Here is a 17,201-nt window from a genome sequence, read left to right as displayed (position 1 = left end):
AGAGAAAAGGGCCCTGAGCATGACTCACAACGACGATTTTCACGGGACGGGGGACGACTTCGTGGAAATTCAGGCGGTAGACCGCATTGTCGACGCCCTCGGTCGCGGTGAAAATGTCTTTGAGCAGGGACACAGCGATCCTCTTTACGAGCTTCTAGCTCGTGCTCGCAGCGAAGCGGACACCTCAATTCCCCCTGCGCCGCAGCTTGATACAAGCGATATTGACGGCGAGGCGCCCGAAGAAACTGTGGTTCCCATTGCGGGGGCCGCTGCTGCTAAGAACAAGCGTCGTTGGAAGCGCCGCGCACAGGTAGCTGCTGCAGGTGGGGCATCCATGACCACCTTGCTCATCGCGGGCGGGGTGGCTGCTGCGATTGCCGTGGGTGGATTGGGTTACGCCGCCTATCAGCACTCCCAGCCAGTAACCGAGCATAAGATCACTCAGGCTGGCCCGGATAGTGACGTTACCTCGGAACAGACGTCCCCGCAGGCTACGAATGGGTCGGGTCAAGGCGCGAATGGTGCTAGCGGATCTCCTAATTCAGGCAAAGCGGACCGGCAGGGGCAGGGAGCCCCTGCAATGCGCGATAGGAAGGACCGCAAGGAAAGTCCATCGCCCACGAAGAGTCGAGAATCTGAAGTTAACCCCACCGAGAGCCGTACGGATGCCGAAAAATTGGCCGACGGATTAAACCAGGCGCTGGAGGATCCCAGGGTAACCAGGTTGCCGGGTTATACCCCTCCACCGGCGGTCGCCCAGAAGATGCGTGAGAAAGATGGTGGCGAGCATCCTGCGTATGGTGAGTTTACTGAGCCTGAGATCCCAGGTTTGAATGCACCGATGTTGGGCGGTTCGCCCACCAGCACGTCGAAGAAACCGACGGATACTAGTACTCCTAAGTCCACGACCCAGCCACCGGCGCCAGCTCCGGTGCCGGTGCCGGGGCAGCAGCACCCGCCACGTGGATCCTAGGAAAAAACCCTCATTGGGGACAGCTGCGGTGCGAGCTTAAGGTCAGAAGCTATTAAAAGCCACCAAGTCCCATGCGGAATGCAAAGCGGCACGCATCGGCATAACCTAGGCAGTAATCCCACGTAACGTAAAGATCGGGGTTTGGCTTCGCGCTGGGTTCGTGAACTGGCATGGAGTTATGCTCCAACATGCTGGTCAAGTTGGAGACAATGATTTCCCAATCATAGAAGTGGGGTTCTTCGCAATCCTCACACAGCATGGTAATCCCCTTAATCCCACGTGGTTCCAGCATTGCGCGGAATTCCCGTACGTTGGACAGGTCTTGCTTGAGTGCCGACTTTTCTTCCGAACTGAGGGGAGCGAATTCCTCGTCGGGTTCAAGAAACGAGGCGGGATCATTGGGATCGTCCGCGAAAGGATCCGGGGGCATCTCGAAGTTGTTGGTACTCACACTTCACACCGTACCTTCTGCGCACAGCTACGAATAACTGAATTGTCGATCGAGGGGTTATCCTAAGAGGCAGTCAGGATACCCAGCGCGATGTAATGAGGAAGGCAAGCTCACCCTATGACTAACCATCTTCCAGTATCCACCGGTGGAGATGATCCCAACAAGGTCGCCCTCGTAGGCTTGACCTTTGATGATGTGCTCTTGATTCCAGATGCCTCCGATGTGATTCCATCGGAGGTCAACACTTCTACGCAGTTCACCCGCAACATTCAGCTGAATATCCCTATCGCTTCCGCGGCAATGGATACCGTTACTGAGGCTCGTATGGCGGTGGCTATGGCCCGCCAGGGTGGCATCGGTGTATTGCACCGTAACCTCTCTATCGAGGATCAGGCTCAGCAGGTCGAAATCGTCAAGCGTTCTGAGGCAGGGATGGTGACTGACCCAGTAACGGCTTCTCCTGACATGACTATTCGTGAAGTCGATGAGCTATGTGCCCGCTTCCGTATCTCCGGTCTGCCCGTCACGGATGAAGAAGGCGTGCTCGTCGGCATCATCACTAATCGCGACATGCGTTTCGAACCGGATTTTGAGCGTCGTGTGGATGAGGTCATGACGAAGGCTCCCCTCGTTGTTGCTCAGGAGGGTGTTTCTACCGAGGCCGCGTTGCGCTTGCTCAGTGAAAACAAGGTTGAGAAGCTTCCTATTGTGGACGGTTCCGGAAAGCTGACCGGTCTGATCACGGTTAAGGACTTCGCCAAGCGCGAGCAATACCCGAATTCCGCTAAGGATTCTTCCGGACGACTGGTGGTCGCCGCTGGCATTGGTACGGGTCCGGATTCATGGAATCGTGCTGGTCAGTTGGTCGACGCGGGCGTGGATGCCCTCGTTGTGGATACCGCCCACGCTCACAACAAGGGCGTGCTGGACATGGTTGCTCGAGTAAAGAAGGAATTCGGTGACCGTGTGGACGTCATCGGCGGCAACCTCGCGACCCGCGAAGCAGCGCAGGCCATGATCGATGCCGGTGCAGATGCCATTAAGGTTGGTATCGGCCCGGGCTCTATCTGCACTACCCGCGTGGTCGCGGGTGTTGGTGCACCGCAGATCACCGCCATCATGGAAGCCTCCGTGCCAGCTCATAAGGCCGGTGTGCCCATCATTGCCGATGGTGGCATGCAGTTCTCCGGTGACATCGCCAAGGCTCTAGCCGCGGGTGCATCTGCCGTCATGTTGGGCTCGATGTTGGCTGGTTCTGCGGAAACCCCTGGCGAGATCGTCACCGTCTCCGGTAAGCAGTACAAGCGTTACCGCGGCATGGGCTCGATGGGCGCCATGCAGGGGCGTGGCCTGAGTGGTGAGAAGCGTTCGTACTCCAAGGACCGCTACTTCCAAGCCGACGTGAAATCTGAAGAGAAGCTGGTTCCAGAAGGCATTGAGGGCCGCGTTCCATTCCGCGGATCTATCGAGAGCATCTTGCACCAGCATGTGGGCGGTTTGCGTGCCGCTATGGGATACACCGGTGCGGCTACTATCGCCGATCTGCACAAGGCTCGCTTCGTGCAGATTACCGGCGCCGGTCTTCGCGAATCCCACCCACACGATGTGCAGGGAATCATGGAAGCCCCCAACTATAATCCAAACCGTTAGTTTTTCACTCACATCGCTAGCCGCCAAAGGAAGCTGACAAACCCATGCAGGATTACGTTGATATCGGCCGGGGCCGTTCCGCTCGACGTGTTTACGGCCTACATCAGATCGACATCGTTCCCACTCGGCGAACCCGGTCGTCGCACGATGTAGATACGACGTGGCGGATCGATGCCTATAACTTCGGCATCCCCGTCATGACGCATCCTACCGATGCCCTGGTCACGCCGGAATTCGCCATTGAATTTGGCAACCTGGGTGGCTTGCCGGTCATCAATGCGGAAGGCCTGTGGGGGCGAGCTGAGGATCTTGACGGTGCGTTGCAGCAGGTTATCGACGCCGCGGGGTCCCTAGAGGACGCTCTGACGGGGAACTTGTGCGGTGGCAACGAAGTTCTGCAGAAGCTGCACGCGCAACCGCTGGATCTGGATCTACTCACCGAGCGCTTGCAGATCGTTCGCGATTCGGGCGTTCAGTTTGGTGTTCGCGTTTCCCCGCAGCAAGCTCGTCAGCTGGCGCCCGCGATCATCAAAGGTGGAATCGACCTGCTGATCGTGCAGGGTACGCTGATTTCCGCGGAGCATGTGCATCGCGACGGCGAACCCCTCGATCTCCGTGAATTTATCGGTTCGCTGGACGTTCCCGTCATCGCCGGAGGAGTGGTCGATTACACGACTGCTATGCACCTCATGCGCACGGGAGCAGCGGGCGTCATTGTAGGATCTGGCGAAACAACCAACAACGACAGCCTCGGCATCGATGTCCCCATGGCTACGGCGATCGCCGATGCCGCAGCTGCGCGCCGCGACTACTTGGATGAAACCGGTGGCCGGTATGTGCACGTTATTGCCGATTCGGAATTGCGAACATCCGGTGATGTTGCCAAGGCCATCGCGTGCGGTGCAGATGCAGTGGCGTTGGGAGCTCCCCTCGCAGCGGCTCGGACCGCGGGTGGCAAGGGTGTTTACTGGCCATCTACAGCGGCGCACCCGAAGGCACCTCGTGGCCAGGTGCTGCCCACCGAACCCCGCGCGGACCTCAGCCTTGAGCAGGTTTTGTTCGGCCCTACTCCGAACCCATGGGGTGAGGAGAACCTCGTCGGTGGGTTGCGCCGTTCCATGGCAAAGTGTGGCTACACGGATTTGAAGAGTTTCCAGAAGGCCGAGCTGGCCGTTCGAGTATAGGGGCGCGTTACAACGTGAAAGATGTGTGGATGCGGCTGACGGCGAAACTGCCAGCCACGCTGGCTGCATTGTCGATGCTTGCAATCGCTATCGGTGGGATCGGCTTGGTGGGCGCCGTTGGGCTTTACGCGGGTTACCGTCCTATTGAGGGCGACGCCGGCGTGGAAATGAATGTCCCCGTAACCGGAGTAATGGTGGGGTTGTACTTCCTTATGTTCATTGTCTTCGGTGGACTGATCATCAAAGGCAAAACGTTCGGGCATTCGGGCCTCGTGCTGACCAATGTGATTTTGGCGCTGATTACTGTGACCGTGGTGAAATCCGGTGCACTGTGGCTGGCTGTTCCCATGGGGCTGCTGGCTTTGGTGAGCCTAGCGCTATGTTTCCACCCCGATTCAATGAATTGGTACAAAACTAAGTTCCAAGAGCGCTAGACGGGCCTCGTTTTCTAGTTAGGTATGGTGTTACACGTGACTCAGACAGAAAATCCCAGCACTCCACAGCCAGTCCTGGTTGTCGACTTCGGTGCGCAATATGCCCAGCTGATCGCCCGTCGCGTGCGTGAGGTCAACTTGTACTCCGAGGTTGTTCCGCACACGATGACCGCCGAAGAGGTCAAGGCAAAAAACCCGGCCGCCCTGATCCTGTCCGGTGGCCCATCTTCCGTGTATGCCGACGGTGCCCCGGCCCTGCAGGAGGGTCTGCTGGATCTGGGGATCCCCGTGTTCGGCATTTGCTATGGCTTCCAGGCAATGACTAACGCGCTAGGCGGAACCGTGGCCAAGACGGGCCTACGGGAATATGGTCGCACAGACATGTCCATTCGCGGCGGACAACTGCATGAGGGTATGGGTGCCACGCAGCCTGTGTGGATGAGCCACGGTGATTCTGTTTCGGAGGCGCCTGAGGGGTTCACGGTGACCGCCACTACTGAAGGCGCACCTGTGGCGGCGTTTGAATGCCCCGAAAAGCGCATGGCCGGTGTGCAGTACCACCCAGAGGTTCTGCACTCTCCCAAGGGACAAGAAGTGCTCCGCCGATTCCTGCTGGAAACCGCCGGTTTGCAGCCCACGTGGACCGCAGGCAACATTGCTGAGCAACTCATTGAGCAAGTACGCGAGCAGGTCGGCCCCGAAGGTCGTGCCATCTGTGGTCTGTCCGGTGGTGTGGATTCCGCTGTTGCGGCGGCACTGGTACAGCGCGCTATCGGTGATCGCCTGACGTGCGTGTTTGTGGATCACGGCCTGCTGCGCCAGGGCGAGCGCGAACAGGTGGAGAAGGACTTCGTGGCAGCGACGGGCGCGAAGCTGGTCACTGCCCACGAGAAGGAGGCCTTCTTAGCCAAGCTGGCTGGGGTGACCGAACCAGAGGCAAAGCGCAAGGCCATCGGCGCGGAGTTCATCCGTTCCTTCGAGCGCGCGGTTACCGAGGTTTTGGAATCGGCACCGGACGGCTCCACGGTAGATTTCCTGGTTCAGGGCACGTTGTACCCAGACGTCGTGGAGTCTGGCGGGGGCAGTGGTACCGCCAACATTAAGAGTCACCACAACGTTGGCGGTCTGCCAGACGACGTGGAGTTCGAACTAGTCGAACCCCTGCGCTTGCTGTTCAAGGACGAGGTTCGCGCGGTTGGTCGTGAATTGGGTCTGCCAGAAGAAATCGTCGCTCGCCAGCCGTTCCCGGGTCCCGGCTTGGGTATCCGCATTATTGGGGAGGTCACGGAAGATCGGTTGGAGACCCTTCGTGCGGCAGATGCGATTGCCCGCGCAGAGCTTACAGCCGCGGGCTTGGATAACGTCATCTGGCAATGTCCAGTTGTTCTACTGGCCGATGTGCGGTCGGTGGGTGTCCAGGGTGATGGCCGGACCTATGGTCACCCGATCGTTTTGCGTCCGGTGTCCAGTGAAGATGCCATGACGGCCGACTGGACCCGCGTGCCTTACGAGGTTCTGGAGCGTATCTCTACCCGCATTACTAACGAGGTGGAGGAAGTTAACCGCGTGGTCCTGGACGTCACTTCCAAGCCGCCGGGAACGATCGAGTGGGAGTAAATCCACGTTGATGTGACCCTTACCCCCCTTAAGGGGGGAAGTGTATGGTTTTCTCTTTCGAACAAAACCTTTTATTGAATTAATAACTTTGTAGGTTGTATTGTCAGAGTTGAACGTGGTGCAGATCACAACTGTGGATTGCTGTGCCTTTCCCTTCTGACATGAGAAAGAGGTCGCTGTACATGACCCGCAAGATCGTTCGCTCACTTACTGCCGTCTCGGTATCCGCAGCAATCGCGATGGGTGGAGCCGGTGTGGCATCCGCTGCCGATGCAATGGGATCCATCAGTGGCCTCCTTGGTGGTGGCAGTGCCCTTGGCTCCTCTAAGCCTGATTTGGAGGTTCCGAAGGGGCGGCGTGACCTGTTGGGCGAGGTTGGAGGCCCAGCATGGAACGTTAACGTTTATAAGCAGACTTTCGGTGCTACCAAGGTCACCCCAGGTGCCGAGGTGAAGGTCCGTGTGGAGATTCAGGGTAAGAGCAATAATCAGACCCGTGTTGACGAGATCGTTAATGTAATGCCCAAGGGCTTCACTCTCACCAAGGTTGAGCGCATTAAGTCCGGCCTGCTCGGCGATTCCCCTGCGGTACTTAAGCAGAACGAGTACGCGGTAGTTCCTGCTGGTGACAACACTGAGGTCCGCGTGAGTTGGAAGGATGGCCTGATTATTCCTCAGGCTCCATTCGTTTCTCCTTCGAAGCCAGTGATCGTGGACTTCACTTACCGCGCGCCTTCTGCTGAGGGCACGTACAAGCACGGCGCGGGTGCTCGCGTTGGTTCTGCGATCACCCCATACAAGGTTTTCAATAACGCTACGCCGATCGAGGTATCCAAGGCTGCCGCTCCTAGCGGTTCCAGCTCCGGTTCTTCCTCCAGTTCCCCTTCGGCTATGGGTAGCTTGGGTAAGTAGTTGCCCTATGGGATCCGTGCCTGTCATGGGCCGGTTCTATCACCTCAGGTTGGGCTGTGGCCTGGCCTGAGGTTTTTGTTTTAACCCCGGCTGCGACTGGACTTCATTGCCGCTACTTTTCCTTGTCGTGGTCGTTCCCTGTTGGCCACCACCGTGATGTTGTTACTGCTACTTCCTGTGCGTTTCCATTAGCTTCTTTTCGCTGCCCTTATTTTTTATCGACGCCACCCCGGCCGGACCCCACCGGGCGAATGTGTTGGGTGCCATCGATGTGCGGGTACACCATCCATGCGTATCCGCCGGCGAGGATAGTAATCACCAGGGCAGCTATCCACGAATTAAGCATGAATGCAGGCAGGATCATAAGCGCCAGCCATAGTGGAAATAGGGGGATCAGTTGGTTAACGCTCGTGCGGTAGCGCTCCCCGCGCTTTTCTACCTCGGCGCGCACAGTGCGGCGATAGGGGTGGCTGAATGTGTACATCATGGCCCCACCTACGGCAAGAATGAGGATGACTACCTTGATTCCGTTTGGCAATGGCGTGGCCATGGAGGCGACGGCAAGTCCGAGTAATGCGGACCCAACTAGGCGAACGGGTAGTGGGGGTTGGATGACTGGGGCGCTAGCGTTCATGCCTTTCACTGTAGATCTGCTGGTTGCCCTGCACCAATAATGGCCGGTGCGGGTATCGGCGAGCTAGGGGGTGCCTGCAAGGTTCGTGAATGCCGGTGAGGGCTGGTATCGGGCTGCGGTGCGGGTATCGGCGAGCGAGGGGGTGGCTGCAAGGGGCACTGCGGGACTCTGCGGGGGTTTGTTGTTCTCAGTGGGGGTGTCGGACTCGGTGGGGTGTGCTGGTCTCTGCGGGGTTTGTCGGACTCTGCTAAATTCGGCTGTTCTTTGGGGGACTCTGTTGGTCTCTGTGGGGGCGTGTTCTCGAGGGTTGCGCTGGCCATGTGGCGGGATTACGCTATCTCTAAATGAGAACGGACGTTCGATTAATGAGGGTGTGGAAGCGCTTTTTATCCTTCGTTGTCTAAAGCGACTTTATAGTATGAGCTGTGGCAAGTAGGGAATGGGAGCACATCTCATGAGTCATAAAAACGCATGTGGAAACACATGAAGCCGGAAACAATCACAGTTTGCTAGCGATTATGAAATTAATCAGTGTCAAGGAGAGGGGTGAAGCGTGTCATGGTGAATGCTGCCGCGTTCGATAACGCTATCGATGATCTACGTGCAAAAATACAGCTGATTGAAGGTGGTGGTTCGGCCAATGCAACGGCAGCACAGGCGGGTATAGCTGAACCTACTTCTGTGCACGTTCCACCGTGGTTACGTGACGCGCTCGCTGGGCAAGGGTTCGCTCGGGGAGCAGTTAGTCAGGTCGAGAATTGCCCTGCAGCGCTGATCCATTGTGTGGCCGCCGCTACCGCACAGGGCAATTGTGTGGCGATTGTTAACTATCCTTCTTTGGCGCTGGCAGCCATCGATGCGGCCGGTGGCGACTTAGAGCGTGTGGTTTTTATTCCCGACGCCACGCCGCACACAGCTGCCGTCCTCGGGACTTTGGCTGAAGGTATGGACATGATTCTGTATCACCCGGTGGCTTCGGATGGAATGGATGCTGCGGGGCGGCTGGCCCCGACGTATGTGCGCCCCATTGAGGCGCGATTGCGTAAGAGCGAATGTGCGCTTGTGGTGTGTGGTGCACAGTGGCCGGGTGCGCGGTTGCATGTCAATTGGCAAATCACCGGTGTGCGCGGGCTAGGGAAGGGCTCGGGGCGGGTGAAGGCTGTGGAATTAACGGCGAAAGCGTGGGGCAAATCCCAGCCCCCGCGGACAGTACATGCGGTGATTGGCGAGAGCTGGGATGTGGTTGAGGCTGGGGAGCGCGAGGTGGCGTCGGATAAAAAAGGCGATGTAGCTGAGCGGGCGGTAAGTAGTGCACGTTACCTGAGAAGACGCACGGCGGTGCAGAGTAAAAGTAGTGACGTAGCTGCGATGCCGGAGCAGGTGGCGCAATGAGTAAGACGAGCGATGGTCAGCTAGGGCAGAGGGGGCAGGAGAGGTTGGGGGAGAGGAGTGCGGGGCGAGAGCCGAGTGGACGGGGTGTGGGGCGAGAGCCGAGTGGACGGAGTGGGCAACGGATGCGACGCGAGAAGAAGGGACAGCGCGGGCAGCGGGTGACGGTGCTATGGTTTCCGGATTGGCCGGTGTATGCAGCTAGCCGGGCAGAGGGCTGGGATGTGCTGCAGCCCGCGGCGGTGATAGCGGAGCATCGGGTGGTGGCGTGTAATGCGTCGGCACGGAAGGCCGGTGTGCGGGCAGGGATGAAGCAACGTCATGCACTCGCGGCCTGCTCGGTGTTGAATGTGGCGGCGGAGGACCCAGCACAACAGGCAGCGGTGCATGAGGAATTGCTGGTGGAATTGGAGTCCGTAGCTGCGCATATCGAAACTGTGCGCGCGGGGTTGTTGGCTTTTCCCATGCATGCGTTGGCCAAATTTTATGGCGATGAGGATCGTGCGGTGGAGTTGCTATTGAACGCAACGGCACGGGCAGAGGTGGATTGCCTTGCGGGGACGGCCGATGACCTGGTGACAGCCACGTGGGCGGCGCGCGCGGGCAAGTGTGTGGAGCCAGGGAAGTCCGGAGAGTTTGTTTCGGATCTGCCGATCGAGGCGCTGTGCATTGAACCTGCCTTGCATGGGCCACGCGAGATGATGGAGACGTTGCGACAACTGGGTGTGGCCACGATGCGGGATTTTGCAGCCCTGCGCAGGTCGGATGTGGCGGCCCGGTTTGGACAGGAAGCGGTGGAGTGGCATCGCATTGCTAGTGGCCAGCCCAGCCGAGAGGTAGCTCCGCGCCAAGTGACAGTGCCCATGCAGGTGGTGCATGAGGTGGAAAGCCCCATCACGAGTACGGAAACCGCGGCATTCGTGGCACGGCAAGCCGCCGGGCGATTACATGAAGAACTATTCGCAGCAGGTGATGTGTGTTTGCGGTTGGCGGTACGAGCGCGGATCAATGCACCAGCGGGATACACCGGACCAACCGAAATTGAGCGAGTGTGGCGCTGCCGGGAACCGCTGAACGAAAAGGAAACCGCCCAGCGCGTGCGGTGGCAGCTGGACGGGTGGATAACCCGGATGCGCGGTGCGCGGAGGACTCAAGGAGTCCCCGGGCGTGGTGGGTATGCCGGGAGAGAGGAGCTTGCTGGGCGTGGTGGGTATGCCGGGCGTAGTGAGTATGCCGGGAACAGTGAGCCCGAGGCGAGTGATGGATTCGACGGGGACGATTGGGACAGTGACGGCACAGTCGGCATTACTGCTATTGAGCTGGTACCGGTGGAAACTGTTCCGGCGGGAAGCATCATGCCTGGGTTGTGGGGAGGGCCGGATGAAGGTGTCCGTGCGGCACGAGCAGCGGCGGGGCGCGCACAAGCATTGATCGGAATTAACGCGGTGCTGCGACCGATTCCGTGTGGTGGCCGTGCCGTGGCGGGACGGGTGGTGACTGTGCCCTATGGTGAGGAGGACCCAGAGGAAGTGAAGGCACTCAGTACGCGATCCTGGCGCGGTGAACTGCTGGCACCATTGCCTTCGGTGATAGGAGCCAAAACGGCTAGGAAAGGTGCCGATGAACTGTCTGCACCTTCTGCTCGCCACCCAGCGGCAAGAGTGATGGTGTTGGATGGCGATGGTCAGGCAGTATACGTCACGGGGCGAGGGGTGCTCAGCGGAAAACCCGAGCACTTACGGTGGGGCGGGCGGAATTTTGCGATCACCGGTTGGGCTGGCCCGTGGCCTGTCGACGAGCAATGGTGGGCTGCGGGGAAGCGTTACGCACGCATGCAGATCAGTACCGATGAACCGGGAGCGTTTTTGCTGGTGTGTAAAGGAGCGCGCTGGCGCATAGAGGCAACATACTGAGGTAGCCACAGCAGGGCAACGAACCGGTGTAGCACAGCAGGGCAACGCGCCGGTATAGCACAGTGGGGTTACGAGCTGATGCCATGTATAGAGGCAACATACTGAGGTTTTCTCGCTGGTCTAGGTACGCTAGTGGTTATGTCCACTAAGAGGAACCCCGTGGCGGGAACAGCACCCCAGTCTCAGACCTCGCCGAAGGCGCTAGCCACGGAGAACGATGACGACCAGCTGGCAACCACCATTGATCAAACTCCCGTGGCGAAAGCAGACCTGTGCGCCAAACCCACCGCGGAGAAATTGCCCGGTACCGCGAAGACCGCGAAACTCGTGTTAGCAGTTGAATACTTCCGCGGGTGGGGCAAGGACATCCTCGACGGTGAAGCGCTCGGCAAAGAACTGGCGGGGGAACTGAAAAAATTCCTCAAAACCAACAAAGCTGAGCTGCACTTCATTCGCCGACCTGGCCGTGCGGGGCAAGAGCGCGAGCAGCTGGGCACGCGCCAACTGTTCATCGCGTGGGCGGATGCACAGCGCGCCGGGTTTAACCCTGACCAGCCGTACACCCCGATCCTGGAAGAAATGCAGATCACCGACGTGCGGCAGCTGCTGGACCTGGATCTCAGCCAGCCCGGGGTAAACCCCCAGGCAACCACAGTAGATCGCAACATCTTGCTGATATGCACCCACGCCCGGCGCGACCGCTGCTGTGCGATATTCGGACGGCCCGTGGCCGCCGAGGTTAGCAAAGACTACGACGAAGTGTGGGAATCCTCCCACACCAAGGGCCACCGCTTCGCGCCTTCCATGATTCTACTGCCGAGCAACTATTCCTTCGGCCGACTGACCAGCGACGAAACCCGGTACATGCTGGACGGCGCTCGTACACACAAGCTGACCTTCCACAACAACCGTGGTCGGGGAACACTCACCCCACCGGCGCAGGTAGCCGAATTGGAAGTAGCCCGCCGACTGCTGGGGCTGGGCATTGAGCCCGGACTTAACGACTTCGCCACTCACGAGACCACGGTGGAGGTGGTGCGTGATTCCCAGGGTGCCAAATCCAAGACAGTTAAGGTGGAGGTCCTACATTTCCCCACACAGAGGAGCTTCCGGGCGCACCTTACCCAAACCGACCCGATTGAAGTGCTGACCTCGTGCGGGGATGCCCTGAAAAAGCAACGCGGTTGGAGGGTTAAAGTGCTGGAGGAAATCTAAAACCGTCTAGAGCGTGGCGTCGAGAAAACAAAAAGGCACCACTAGCTTTTTTCCACATCGATAACTACCCGCGGTGGCGACTGCAAGTAGTTGATTTTGTACCGGGGGTTTTCGTCGCGCAAGCCCAGGACGTATTGGTGAACGGCCTCGAACGCGCCCTGATCCTTCACGGACTGGATTGCGTTTCCGTTAGCGTTGCCTCTGAGCGGTGGGTCGTAGAAACTGCCATCGCGCAGCCGTTGAGGCATCGAAATATAGTGCAGGGCAACAACGAGGGCGGTTTTGCCGGAGTACTCGACGGGGAATCCCGAACCATCAGCAAAAGGTTGCTTGGTGGTCTTCAACGTCCAGCCCGGGCGCCCGTGTCCACTCAGTTCAATGACAAGTCGGTCAAACCCATGGTGTTGCCCGATACGGGCTTCGATAACGCGGAGCTCCGAGCCTTTCGCGGGCTCCATGGCGAAAGGCAGGGACGAGGGGAACGGTTGGGCTCCGGATTCCTTGCCGGCACTGGGTTGGGTGTCCCTCGACTCGGGCGAGGCGGGCGAGGTGAGCGAGGGCTTCCCCGGCGACGGCGAAGTGGAATGCGTGGGCGACGCTCCGGAGGGGGAACCCGCTGCCTGAGCGTCAGTTGCGGAACCCTCGGCACCGCTAGTAGGGGTAGCACTATTGGTGGTGGAATCGCCGGTGCTCTCCGAAGGCGTACTTCCACACCCAGTGAGAAGCGCTCCCGCAAGGATGATGGGGATGAAGGGGCGCGAGGGGCGTCGGGTAAAAAAGGAAGTGGTACGGCGAGCAAACATAAAAACAGCCTAACTGAAAAGTTCAGTCAGGCTATCAGATTGGGCCAAAGTGGTGCAGCAAAGGCACTGCGCTAGGAACACCCGGAGGCAGGCGGCTCCCCACAGACCCCGGCCGAAGGGAACCGGCCAGGACCGGCCAGGACCAGCCAGGACCAGCCAGGACCGAGTAGGACCGGCCAGGACCGGGCTAGTGCCGCGAACTAGCGGCGCATGATCTTCTTCGCCAACCAGTTGCCGCCCAGCTGGGCGATCTGCACGATCACGATGATCACGGCCACGGTGATCCACGTGACTTGGTCATTGAAGGCGCGGTAACCGTAGACGATGGCGAAGTCACCCAAACCACCAGCACCGATGTAACCGGCCATCGCGGACATATCCACGATCGCGATGAACATGAAGGTGAAGCCCAAGATCAAAGGACCGAGGGCCTCGGGGATGATCACCGAGAAAATGATCCTTAAGGGGGAAGCGCCCATGGCTTTGGCGGCCTCGACCACGCCGGGGTCGATGGAAACCAGGTTCTGCTCCACGATGCGGGCGGCGCCGAATGTTGCGGCCAGCACCATACCCACGATGGCCGCTTCCGTGCCGATGCGGGTACCGGCGATCACTTCGGTCAGTGGCCCAATCGCGGTCAGCAAAATGATGAACGGGATGGGGCGGACGAAGTTCACCAGCACGTTGAGGAACCAGTAGACCGGCTTGTTGGCCAGCACTCCGCCTTCGCGGGTGGTGTACAACAGCATGCCGAGCACCAAGCCCAGGATTGCGGAGATCAGCAGGGTGACGGACACCATGTACAGGGTGGACGTCAGCGCCTTGGTGAACGTTGGGCCCAGGCGGTCCCAATCCATCTGCCCCTTCGCCAGGAAGGTCACGGTGCTGTTGGTGACAGTGTCGTTAGCTAATGCGTGGTGGGTGAGGTTCATCGGATCTCCTCCACTTCGGTCGTGGCGGACATGGTCTCGTAGAACTTCTGGATGGCGCGCTCGCCTTCTTCATCCTTGGGTGTGAGCCGCAGAGTGAGCTTGCCGAACGAGTGCTGCTGCAGCGTGGTCACACCGCCGTGCACGATATTCACGCTGACGTGGTTGCTGTCGAGCGCGGAAACGGCGCTGAAGAAGCCGATGCCCTCGGCCATGGTGACGGTGAATAGTCGGCCAGTGCCGGCCTGCAGCGCTTCGCTTTCCACCTGGTCAGGGGTGTTGCGCAGCGAGGTTGCCACGAAGTTCGCGGCCACATCGGTGGAAGGGTTGGAGAACACGTCGTACACCGAGCCCTGCTCGACGACCTTGCCGCCTTCCATCACGACAACCTGGTCGGCGATCGAGCGCACAACTTCCATCTCGTGGGTAATCACAACAATCGTGATCCCCAGCTCGCGGTTCACGCGGCGCAGCAGTTCCAACACATCGCGGGTCGTGGACGGATCCAGTGCAGACGTGGCCTCATCGGCCAGCAGCAAGCTGGGGTTCGTCGCCAGTGCGCGCGCAATACCCACGCGCTGCTTCTGACCGCCGGAAAGCTGCTCGGGGTAGGCCTTGCCTTTGTCCTGCAGGCCGACGAACTCTAGCAGCTCGGCTACGCGGGTTTGCTTTTCTTTTTTATCGACGCCCTGCAGTCCCAGCGGGTACGCCACATTCCCGGCCACGTTGCGTGACTGGAACAGGTTGAACTGCTGGAAGATCATGCCGATGTTGCTGCGCAGTTTGCGCATTTTTGATTCGGGTAGGCCCACAATGTCCTGTCCATCCAGCAGGATCTGACCCGACGTGGGGCGATCCAACCCGTTGATCTGGCGTACAAGCGTGGACTTACCTGCACCGGAATAACCGATGATGCCCACGATGGAGCCAGCGGGGATGGTGATGTTGACATCATCCAATGCCACAGTGTCGCGCTTGCCTTGGTTGAAGACTTTTCGGACATTGCGGAATTCGACCGATGTGCCGGTTTTCTGACGGGTGTCGTTGACAGCTGCGCTGGGTGCGCCAGTGGTGGAGGTGTTGGTCTCACCAGAGGTGCGTGCCGTGTTGTTGGCGCTTTCGGCGCCAACGGGGCGAGCTGCGGCGGCGTTGCCGAGGTTTTCGGCCATAGGAGGGGTCCTAACGTGGTGTTACTTCTGGGCCTTAGTTACTTCTGGGCCTTCAGCTTGTCCTGGGTCTCGGTCAGGATCTTCTCCAGCTCGGGACCGTCCATCTTGATCTCTACGGACGTGCCCTTGGACTCTTCGTTGAGAGCGTCCTGGACTGGCTTGGAGTGCCAGATCTCGACGAGCTTTTTGAACTCTTCCTTGTTTTGGTTTTCCTTGGTGGTCACGAAGCCGTTGATGTAAGGCTTTGCCTCATCGGCCTTTGGATCGTCCTTGAAGATGGCGGTGTTTGGATCGATTCCGGCCTTGGATAGGAAGGAGTTGTTCACAACGGCGGGCTTGCCATCCAGGTAGGAGGTCGCGGTCTGTGCTGCGTCCACGGTGGTGACCTTGATCTTGGACTTGCTCTCGTCAATGTCTGCTGGGGTAGGGGTCAGCAGGCCGTCCTTCTTGAGGGTGACCAGCTTGGCCTGGACCAGCACGTTGATAGCGCGGCCTTGGTTAGTGGAATCGTTAGGGATGACCACCTCGCCGGCCTTTTCTACGTCCGCAACGCTCTTGTGATCCTTGTAGTACAGGGCCAGTGGGACGATCTCGGTGGCGCCGACGGGAACCAGGTTCGTGTCGTTACCTACGTTGTACTCGGCCAGGAACTTCATGTGTTGGAAGTTGTTGATGTCGATCTGGCCATCCTTCAACGCCTGGTTGGGGATGTTGTAGTCGTTAAAGGAAACGACTTCGCCCTTGATGCCGGCCTTGTCCAGTTCTTCCTTGAAGACCTGCCACTGCTTCTGGTCGGAATCGGTGGTGCCGATCTTGATGGTTTCTTCATCATTGCCACCGCAAGCGGCCAGGCTGAAGGCGGTGGTGGCTGCCAGGGCGGCTGCTAGGGCTTTGCGTCCTAGGGACATGGGTTTCTCCTCTTGGGGTCTGTGGGCGCAATGTGGCGGTTTTCGGTGCCACGAAAGCTTAATGCGGTCAAAATAACACTTTGCGCGCAAGTGGACAACTTAGTCTATCCTAAGCGGTCTGCTCGGTGGGGAGGGTGGATTGGGCGGGCTCGGGGGGTGTGTGGGGTTGGGGTGCCCGGGGGTTGTCTTAGTTCGTCGTGCCCCCTGTTTAACCTCGATGCTGGGGAGGGAAGCACTAGAATAAAGCCCCATCCCGGGTGATCGAAAGGTGAAGGTGGGTTAATTGGCACGGCTGAGTCTCAAGGCAATTGAGGAGCGGGTAAAACCTCTGGCGGGGTGCGAGGTTTACGATCGGGATTTCTTCTTCGACCTTATGCTGGCTTATGGGCGTTCCAAAGGTAATGTCACCCGCCTGCAGTTCTGCTACTTCGCGGAGGACACGGGCATTTTCACTGAGAATCAGTTCACTAACGCAGTTGGTTCTCAGAATCAATTCACTAAAGCAGTTGGTTCCCACACTTTGGACGATGGCTCCGATACCGCCGAGTTCATTAGGGAGCTCTTCGCGGCGCTAGATGAGGCTGACCCGGCCAAAAGTCTGCGCATCTGCGGGGTTTTCCCTACGTCAACGGCCGTCTTTTTCATTCCGACGCCGCGCTGACCGTCCCACGCTTCTCCGCGAAAGCTCGCGAAATGTTGATTGGGTTAGGCAAGCAGATTTGGCTGGATATTAACCCCGATATTTTTGGCTCGATGTTTCAAGCGATCGTGACGCCAGGAAAGCGATCGAATCTGGGCCAGCACTACACCTCGGTGCCGAACATCTTGAAGACCATTGAGCCGTTGTTTCTCGATGAGCTCAAGGAAGACTTCGAGGCCGCCTTCGACAATTCGAGGAAGCTGGCCAAACTTCTGGATCGTATTGCGCGCATAAAGATTTTCGAAGCTTAGACGTCACGAATGATAAAAGCCGCATGAGCCAGTAAATGAACTGCTCCCCATTAGTTGGACTGAGAAATCA

The 17,201-nt window shown here is 58.8% G+C and carries 17 protein-coding genes; 11 read left to right on the top strand and 6 right to left on the bottom strand.

The window, feature by feature from the left end:
- Positions 1-19 precede the first annotated feature (19 nt).
- Positions 20-973, top strand: a complete 954-nt coding sequence (locus HMPREF3098_RS07785; protein WP_070434675.1) for a mucin-associated surface protein — start codon at positions 20-22, stop codon at positions 971-973.
- A 52-nt stretch (positions 974-1,025) separates the two neighbouring features.
- On the opposite strand, the gene HMPREF3098_RS07780 is transcribed toward HMPREF3098_RS07785, so the two are convergent.
- Positions 1,026-1,403: a DUF5319 domain-containing protein gene (locus tag HMPREF3098_RS07780; RefSeq protein ID WP_070434689.1), complete on the bottom strand. Its 378-nt coding sequence runs from the start codon at positions 1,401-1,403 to the stop codon at positions 1,026-1,028.
- A 138-nt stretch (positions 1,404-1,541) separates the two neighbouring features.
- On the opposite strand from HMPREF3098_RS07780, the gene guaB reads away from it, so the two are divergent.
- The 5 genes from guaB to HMPREF3098_RS07755 all read left to right on the top strand — a co-directional run bounded on the left by guaB (position 1,542) and on the right by HMPREF3098_RS07755 (position 7,220).
- A complete protein-coding gene (guaB, locus tag HMPREF3098_RS07775; RefSeq protein ID WP_070434674.1) occupies positions 1,542-3,074 on the top strand; it encodes an IMP dehydrogenase in 1,533 nt (510 codons plus the stop codon).
- Between the two features lie 44 nt (positions 3,075-3,118).
- Positions 3,119-4,258: a GuaB3 family IMP dehydrogenase-related protein gene (locus HMPREF3098_RS07770; RefSeq protein WP_070434673.1), complete on the top strand. Its 1,140-nt coding sequence runs from the start codon at positions 3,119-3,121 to the stop codon at positions 4,256-4,258.
- 14 nt (positions 4,259-4,272) lie between these two features.
- Positions 4,273-4,692: a hypothetical protein gene (locus HMPREF3098_RS07765; RefSeq protein WP_070434672.1), complete on the top strand. Its 420-nt coding sequence runs from the start codon at positions 4,273-4,275 to the stop codon at positions 4,690-4,692.
- Positions 4,693-4,716: 24 nt separating this feature from the next.
- Positions 4,717-6,309, top strand: a complete 1,593-nt coding sequence (gene guaA, locus HMPREF3098_RS07760; protein ID WP_070434671.1) for a glutamine-hydrolyzing GMP synthase — start codon at positions 4,717-4,719, stop codon at positions 6,307-6,309.
- A gap of 182 nt (positions 6,310-6,491) precedes the next feature.
- Entirely contained in the window at positions 6,492-7,220 is a 729-nt protein-coding gene (locus HMPREF3098_RS07755; RefSeq protein WP_070434670.1) for a hypothetical protein, read from the top strand.
- A gap of 208 nt (positions 7,221-7,428) precedes the next feature.
- Here the strand turns inward: HMPREF3098_RS07755 and HMPREF3098_RS07750 are convergent, their stop codons facing one another.
- On the bottom strand, positions 7,429-7,854 hold the full coding sequence (locus HMPREF3098_RS07750; RefSeq protein ID WP_035113695.1) for a hypothetical protein: 426 nt from the start codon (positions 7,852-7,854) through the stop codon (positions 7,429-7,431).
- Positions 7,855-8,400: 546 nt separating this feature from the next.
- Here HMPREF3098_RS07750 and HMPREF3098_RS07745 point away from each other — a divergent pair.
- From HMPREF3098_RS07745 to HMPREF3098_RS07735, 3 genes are all read left to right on the top strand, one after another.
- Positions 8,401-9,246, top strand: a complete 846-nt coding sequence (locus HMPREF3098_RS07745; RefSeq protein WP_210385957.1) for a hypothetical protein — start codon at positions 8,401-8,403, stop codon at positions 9,244-9,246.
- A gap of 122 nt (positions 9,247-9,368) precedes the next feature.
- Positions 9,369-11,156, top strand: coding sequence for a Y-family DNA polymerase (locus HMPREF3098_RS07740; RefSeq protein WP_070434669.1), 1,788 nt, complete (start codon positions 9,369-9,371; stop codon positions 11,154-11,156).
- A gap of 138 nt (positions 11,157-11,294) precedes the next feature.
- Positions 11,295-12,371 (top strand): sucrase ferredoxin, encoded by a 1,077-nt coding sequence (locus HMPREF3098_RS07735; protein WP_070434668.1) that lies wholly within the window; start codon positions 11,295-11,297, stop codon positions 12,369-12,371.
- A 41-nt stretch (positions 12,372-12,412) separates the two neighbouring features.
- On the opposite strand, the gene HMPREF3098_RS11355 is transcribed toward HMPREF3098_RS07735, so the two are convergent.
- The 4 genes from HMPREF3098_RS11355 to HMPREF3098_RS07715 all read right to left on the bottom strand — a co-directional run bounded on the left by HMPREF3098_RS11355 (position 12,413) and on the right by HMPREF3098_RS07715 (position 16,180).
- Positions 12,413-13,174 (bottom strand): AMIN-like domain-containing (lipo)protein, encoded by a 762-nt coding sequence (locus tag HMPREF3098_RS11355; protein WP_141739714.1) that lies wholly within the window; start codon positions 13,172-13,174, stop codon positions 12,413-12,415.
- Positions 13,175-13,374: 200 nt separating this feature from the next.
- Positions 13,375-14,031: a methionine ABC transporter permease gene (locus HMPREF3098_RS07725; RefSeq protein WP_070434688.1), complete on the bottom strand. Its 657-nt coding sequence runs from the start codon at positions 14,029-14,031 to the stop codon at positions 13,375-13,377.
- A gap of 71 nt (positions 14,032-14,102) precedes the next feature.
- Positions 14,103-15,272, bottom strand: a complete 1,170-nt coding sequence (locus HMPREF3098_RS07720; RefSeq protein WP_070434666.1) for a methionine ABC transporter ATP-binding protein — start codon at positions 15,270-15,272, stop codon at positions 14,103-14,105.
- A gap of 38 nt (positions 15,273-15,310) precedes the next feature.
- Positions 15,311-16,180 (bottom strand): MetQ/NlpA family ABC transporter substrate-binding protein, encoded by an 870-nt coding sequence (locus HMPREF3098_RS07715; RefSeq protein WP_070434665.1) that lies wholly within the window; start codon positions 16,178-16,180, stop codon positions 15,311-15,313.
- A gap of 283 nt (positions 16,181-16,463) precedes the next feature.
- Here HMPREF3098_RS07715 and HMPREF3098_RS12095 point away from each other — a divergent pair, with 283 nt between their 5' ends.
- Both HMPREF3098_RS12095 and HMPREF3098_RS12090 read left to right on the top strand, forming a co-directional pair.
- Positions 16,464-16,841, top strand: coding sequence for a type IIL restriction-modification enzyme MmeI (locus HMPREF3098_RS12095; RefSeq protein ID WP_070434664.1), 378 nt, complete (start codon positions 16,464-16,466; stop codon positions 16,839-16,841).
- Between the two features lie 32 nt (positions 16,842-16,873).
- On the top strand, positions 16,874-17,131 hold the full coding sequence (locus tag HMPREF3098_RS12090) for a type IIL restriction-modification enzyme MmeI (protein ID WP_070434663.1): 258 nt from the start codon (positions 16,874-16,876) through the stop codon (positions 17,129-17,131).
- Positions 17,132-17,201 lie beyond the last annotated feature (70 nt).

Origin of the sequence: Corynebacterium sp. HMSC28B08 (assembly GCF_001806865.1) — a bacterium.
GTDB classification, from domain to species: domain Bacteria; phylum Actinomycetota; class Actinomycetes; order Mycobacteriales; family Mycobacteriaceae; genus Corynebacterium; species Corynebacterium auriscanis.
This window is presented reverse-complemented; position numbering and strand designations above follow the sequence as displayed.

Coding starts and splice junctions, on each gene's coding strand:
- HMPREF3098_RS07785 (WP_070434675.1), top strand. CDS start 20: ATGACTCACAACGACGATTTTCACGGGACGGGGGACGACTTCGTGGAA.
- HMPREF3098_RS12090 (WP_070434663.1), top strand. CDS start 16,874: ATGTTGATTGGGTTAGGCAAGCAGATTTGGCTGGATATTAACCCCGAT.
- guaA (WP_070434671.1), top strand. CDS start 4,717: ATGGTGTTACACGTGACTCAGACAGAAAATCCCAGCACTCCACAGCCA.
- HMPREF3098_RS07755 (WP_070434670.1), top strand. CDS start 6,492: ATGACCCGCAAGATCGTTCGCTCACTTACTGCCGTCTCGGTATCCGCA.
- HMPREF3098_RS11355 (WP_141739714.1), bottom strand. CDS start 13,174: ATGTTTGCTCGCCGTACCACTTCCTTTTTTACCCGACGCCCCTCGCGC.
- guaB (WP_070434674.1), top strand. CDS start 1,542: ATGACTAACCATCTTCCAGTATCCACCGGTGGAGATGATCCCAACAAG.
- HMPREF3098_RS07740 (WP_070434669.1), top strand. CDS start 9,369: ATGCGACGCGAGAAGAAGGGACAGCGCGGGCAGCGGGTGACGGTGCTA.
- HMPREF3098_RS07720 (WP_070434666.1), bottom strand. CDS start 15,272: ATGGCCGAAAACCTCGGCAACGCCGCCGCAGCTCGCCCCGTTGGCGCC.
- HMPREF3098_RS07770 (WP_070434673.1), top strand. CDS start 3,119: ATGCAGGATTACGTTGATATCGGCCGGGGCCGTTCCGCTCGACGTGTT.
- HMPREF3098_RS07725 (WP_070434688.1), bottom strand. CDS start 14,031: ATGGATTGGGACCGCCTGGGCCCAACGTTCACCAAGGCGCTGACGTCC.
- HMPREF3098_RS07735 (WP_070434668.1), top strand. CDS start 11,295: ATGTCCACTAAGAGGAACCCCGTGGCGGGAACAGCACCCCAGTCTCAG.
- HMPREF3098_RS07750 (WP_035113695.1), bottom strand. CDS start 7,854: ATGAACGCTAGCGCCCCAGTCATCCAACCCCCACTACCCGTTCGCCTA.
- HMPREF3098_RS07780 (WP_070434689.1), bottom strand. CDS start 1,403: ATGCCCCCGGATCCTTTCGCGGACGATCCCAATGATCCCGCCTCGTTT.
- HMPREF3098_RS07715 (WP_070434665.1), bottom strand. CDS start 16,180: ATGTCCCTAGGACGCAAAGCCCTAGCAGCCGCCCTGGCAGCCACCACC.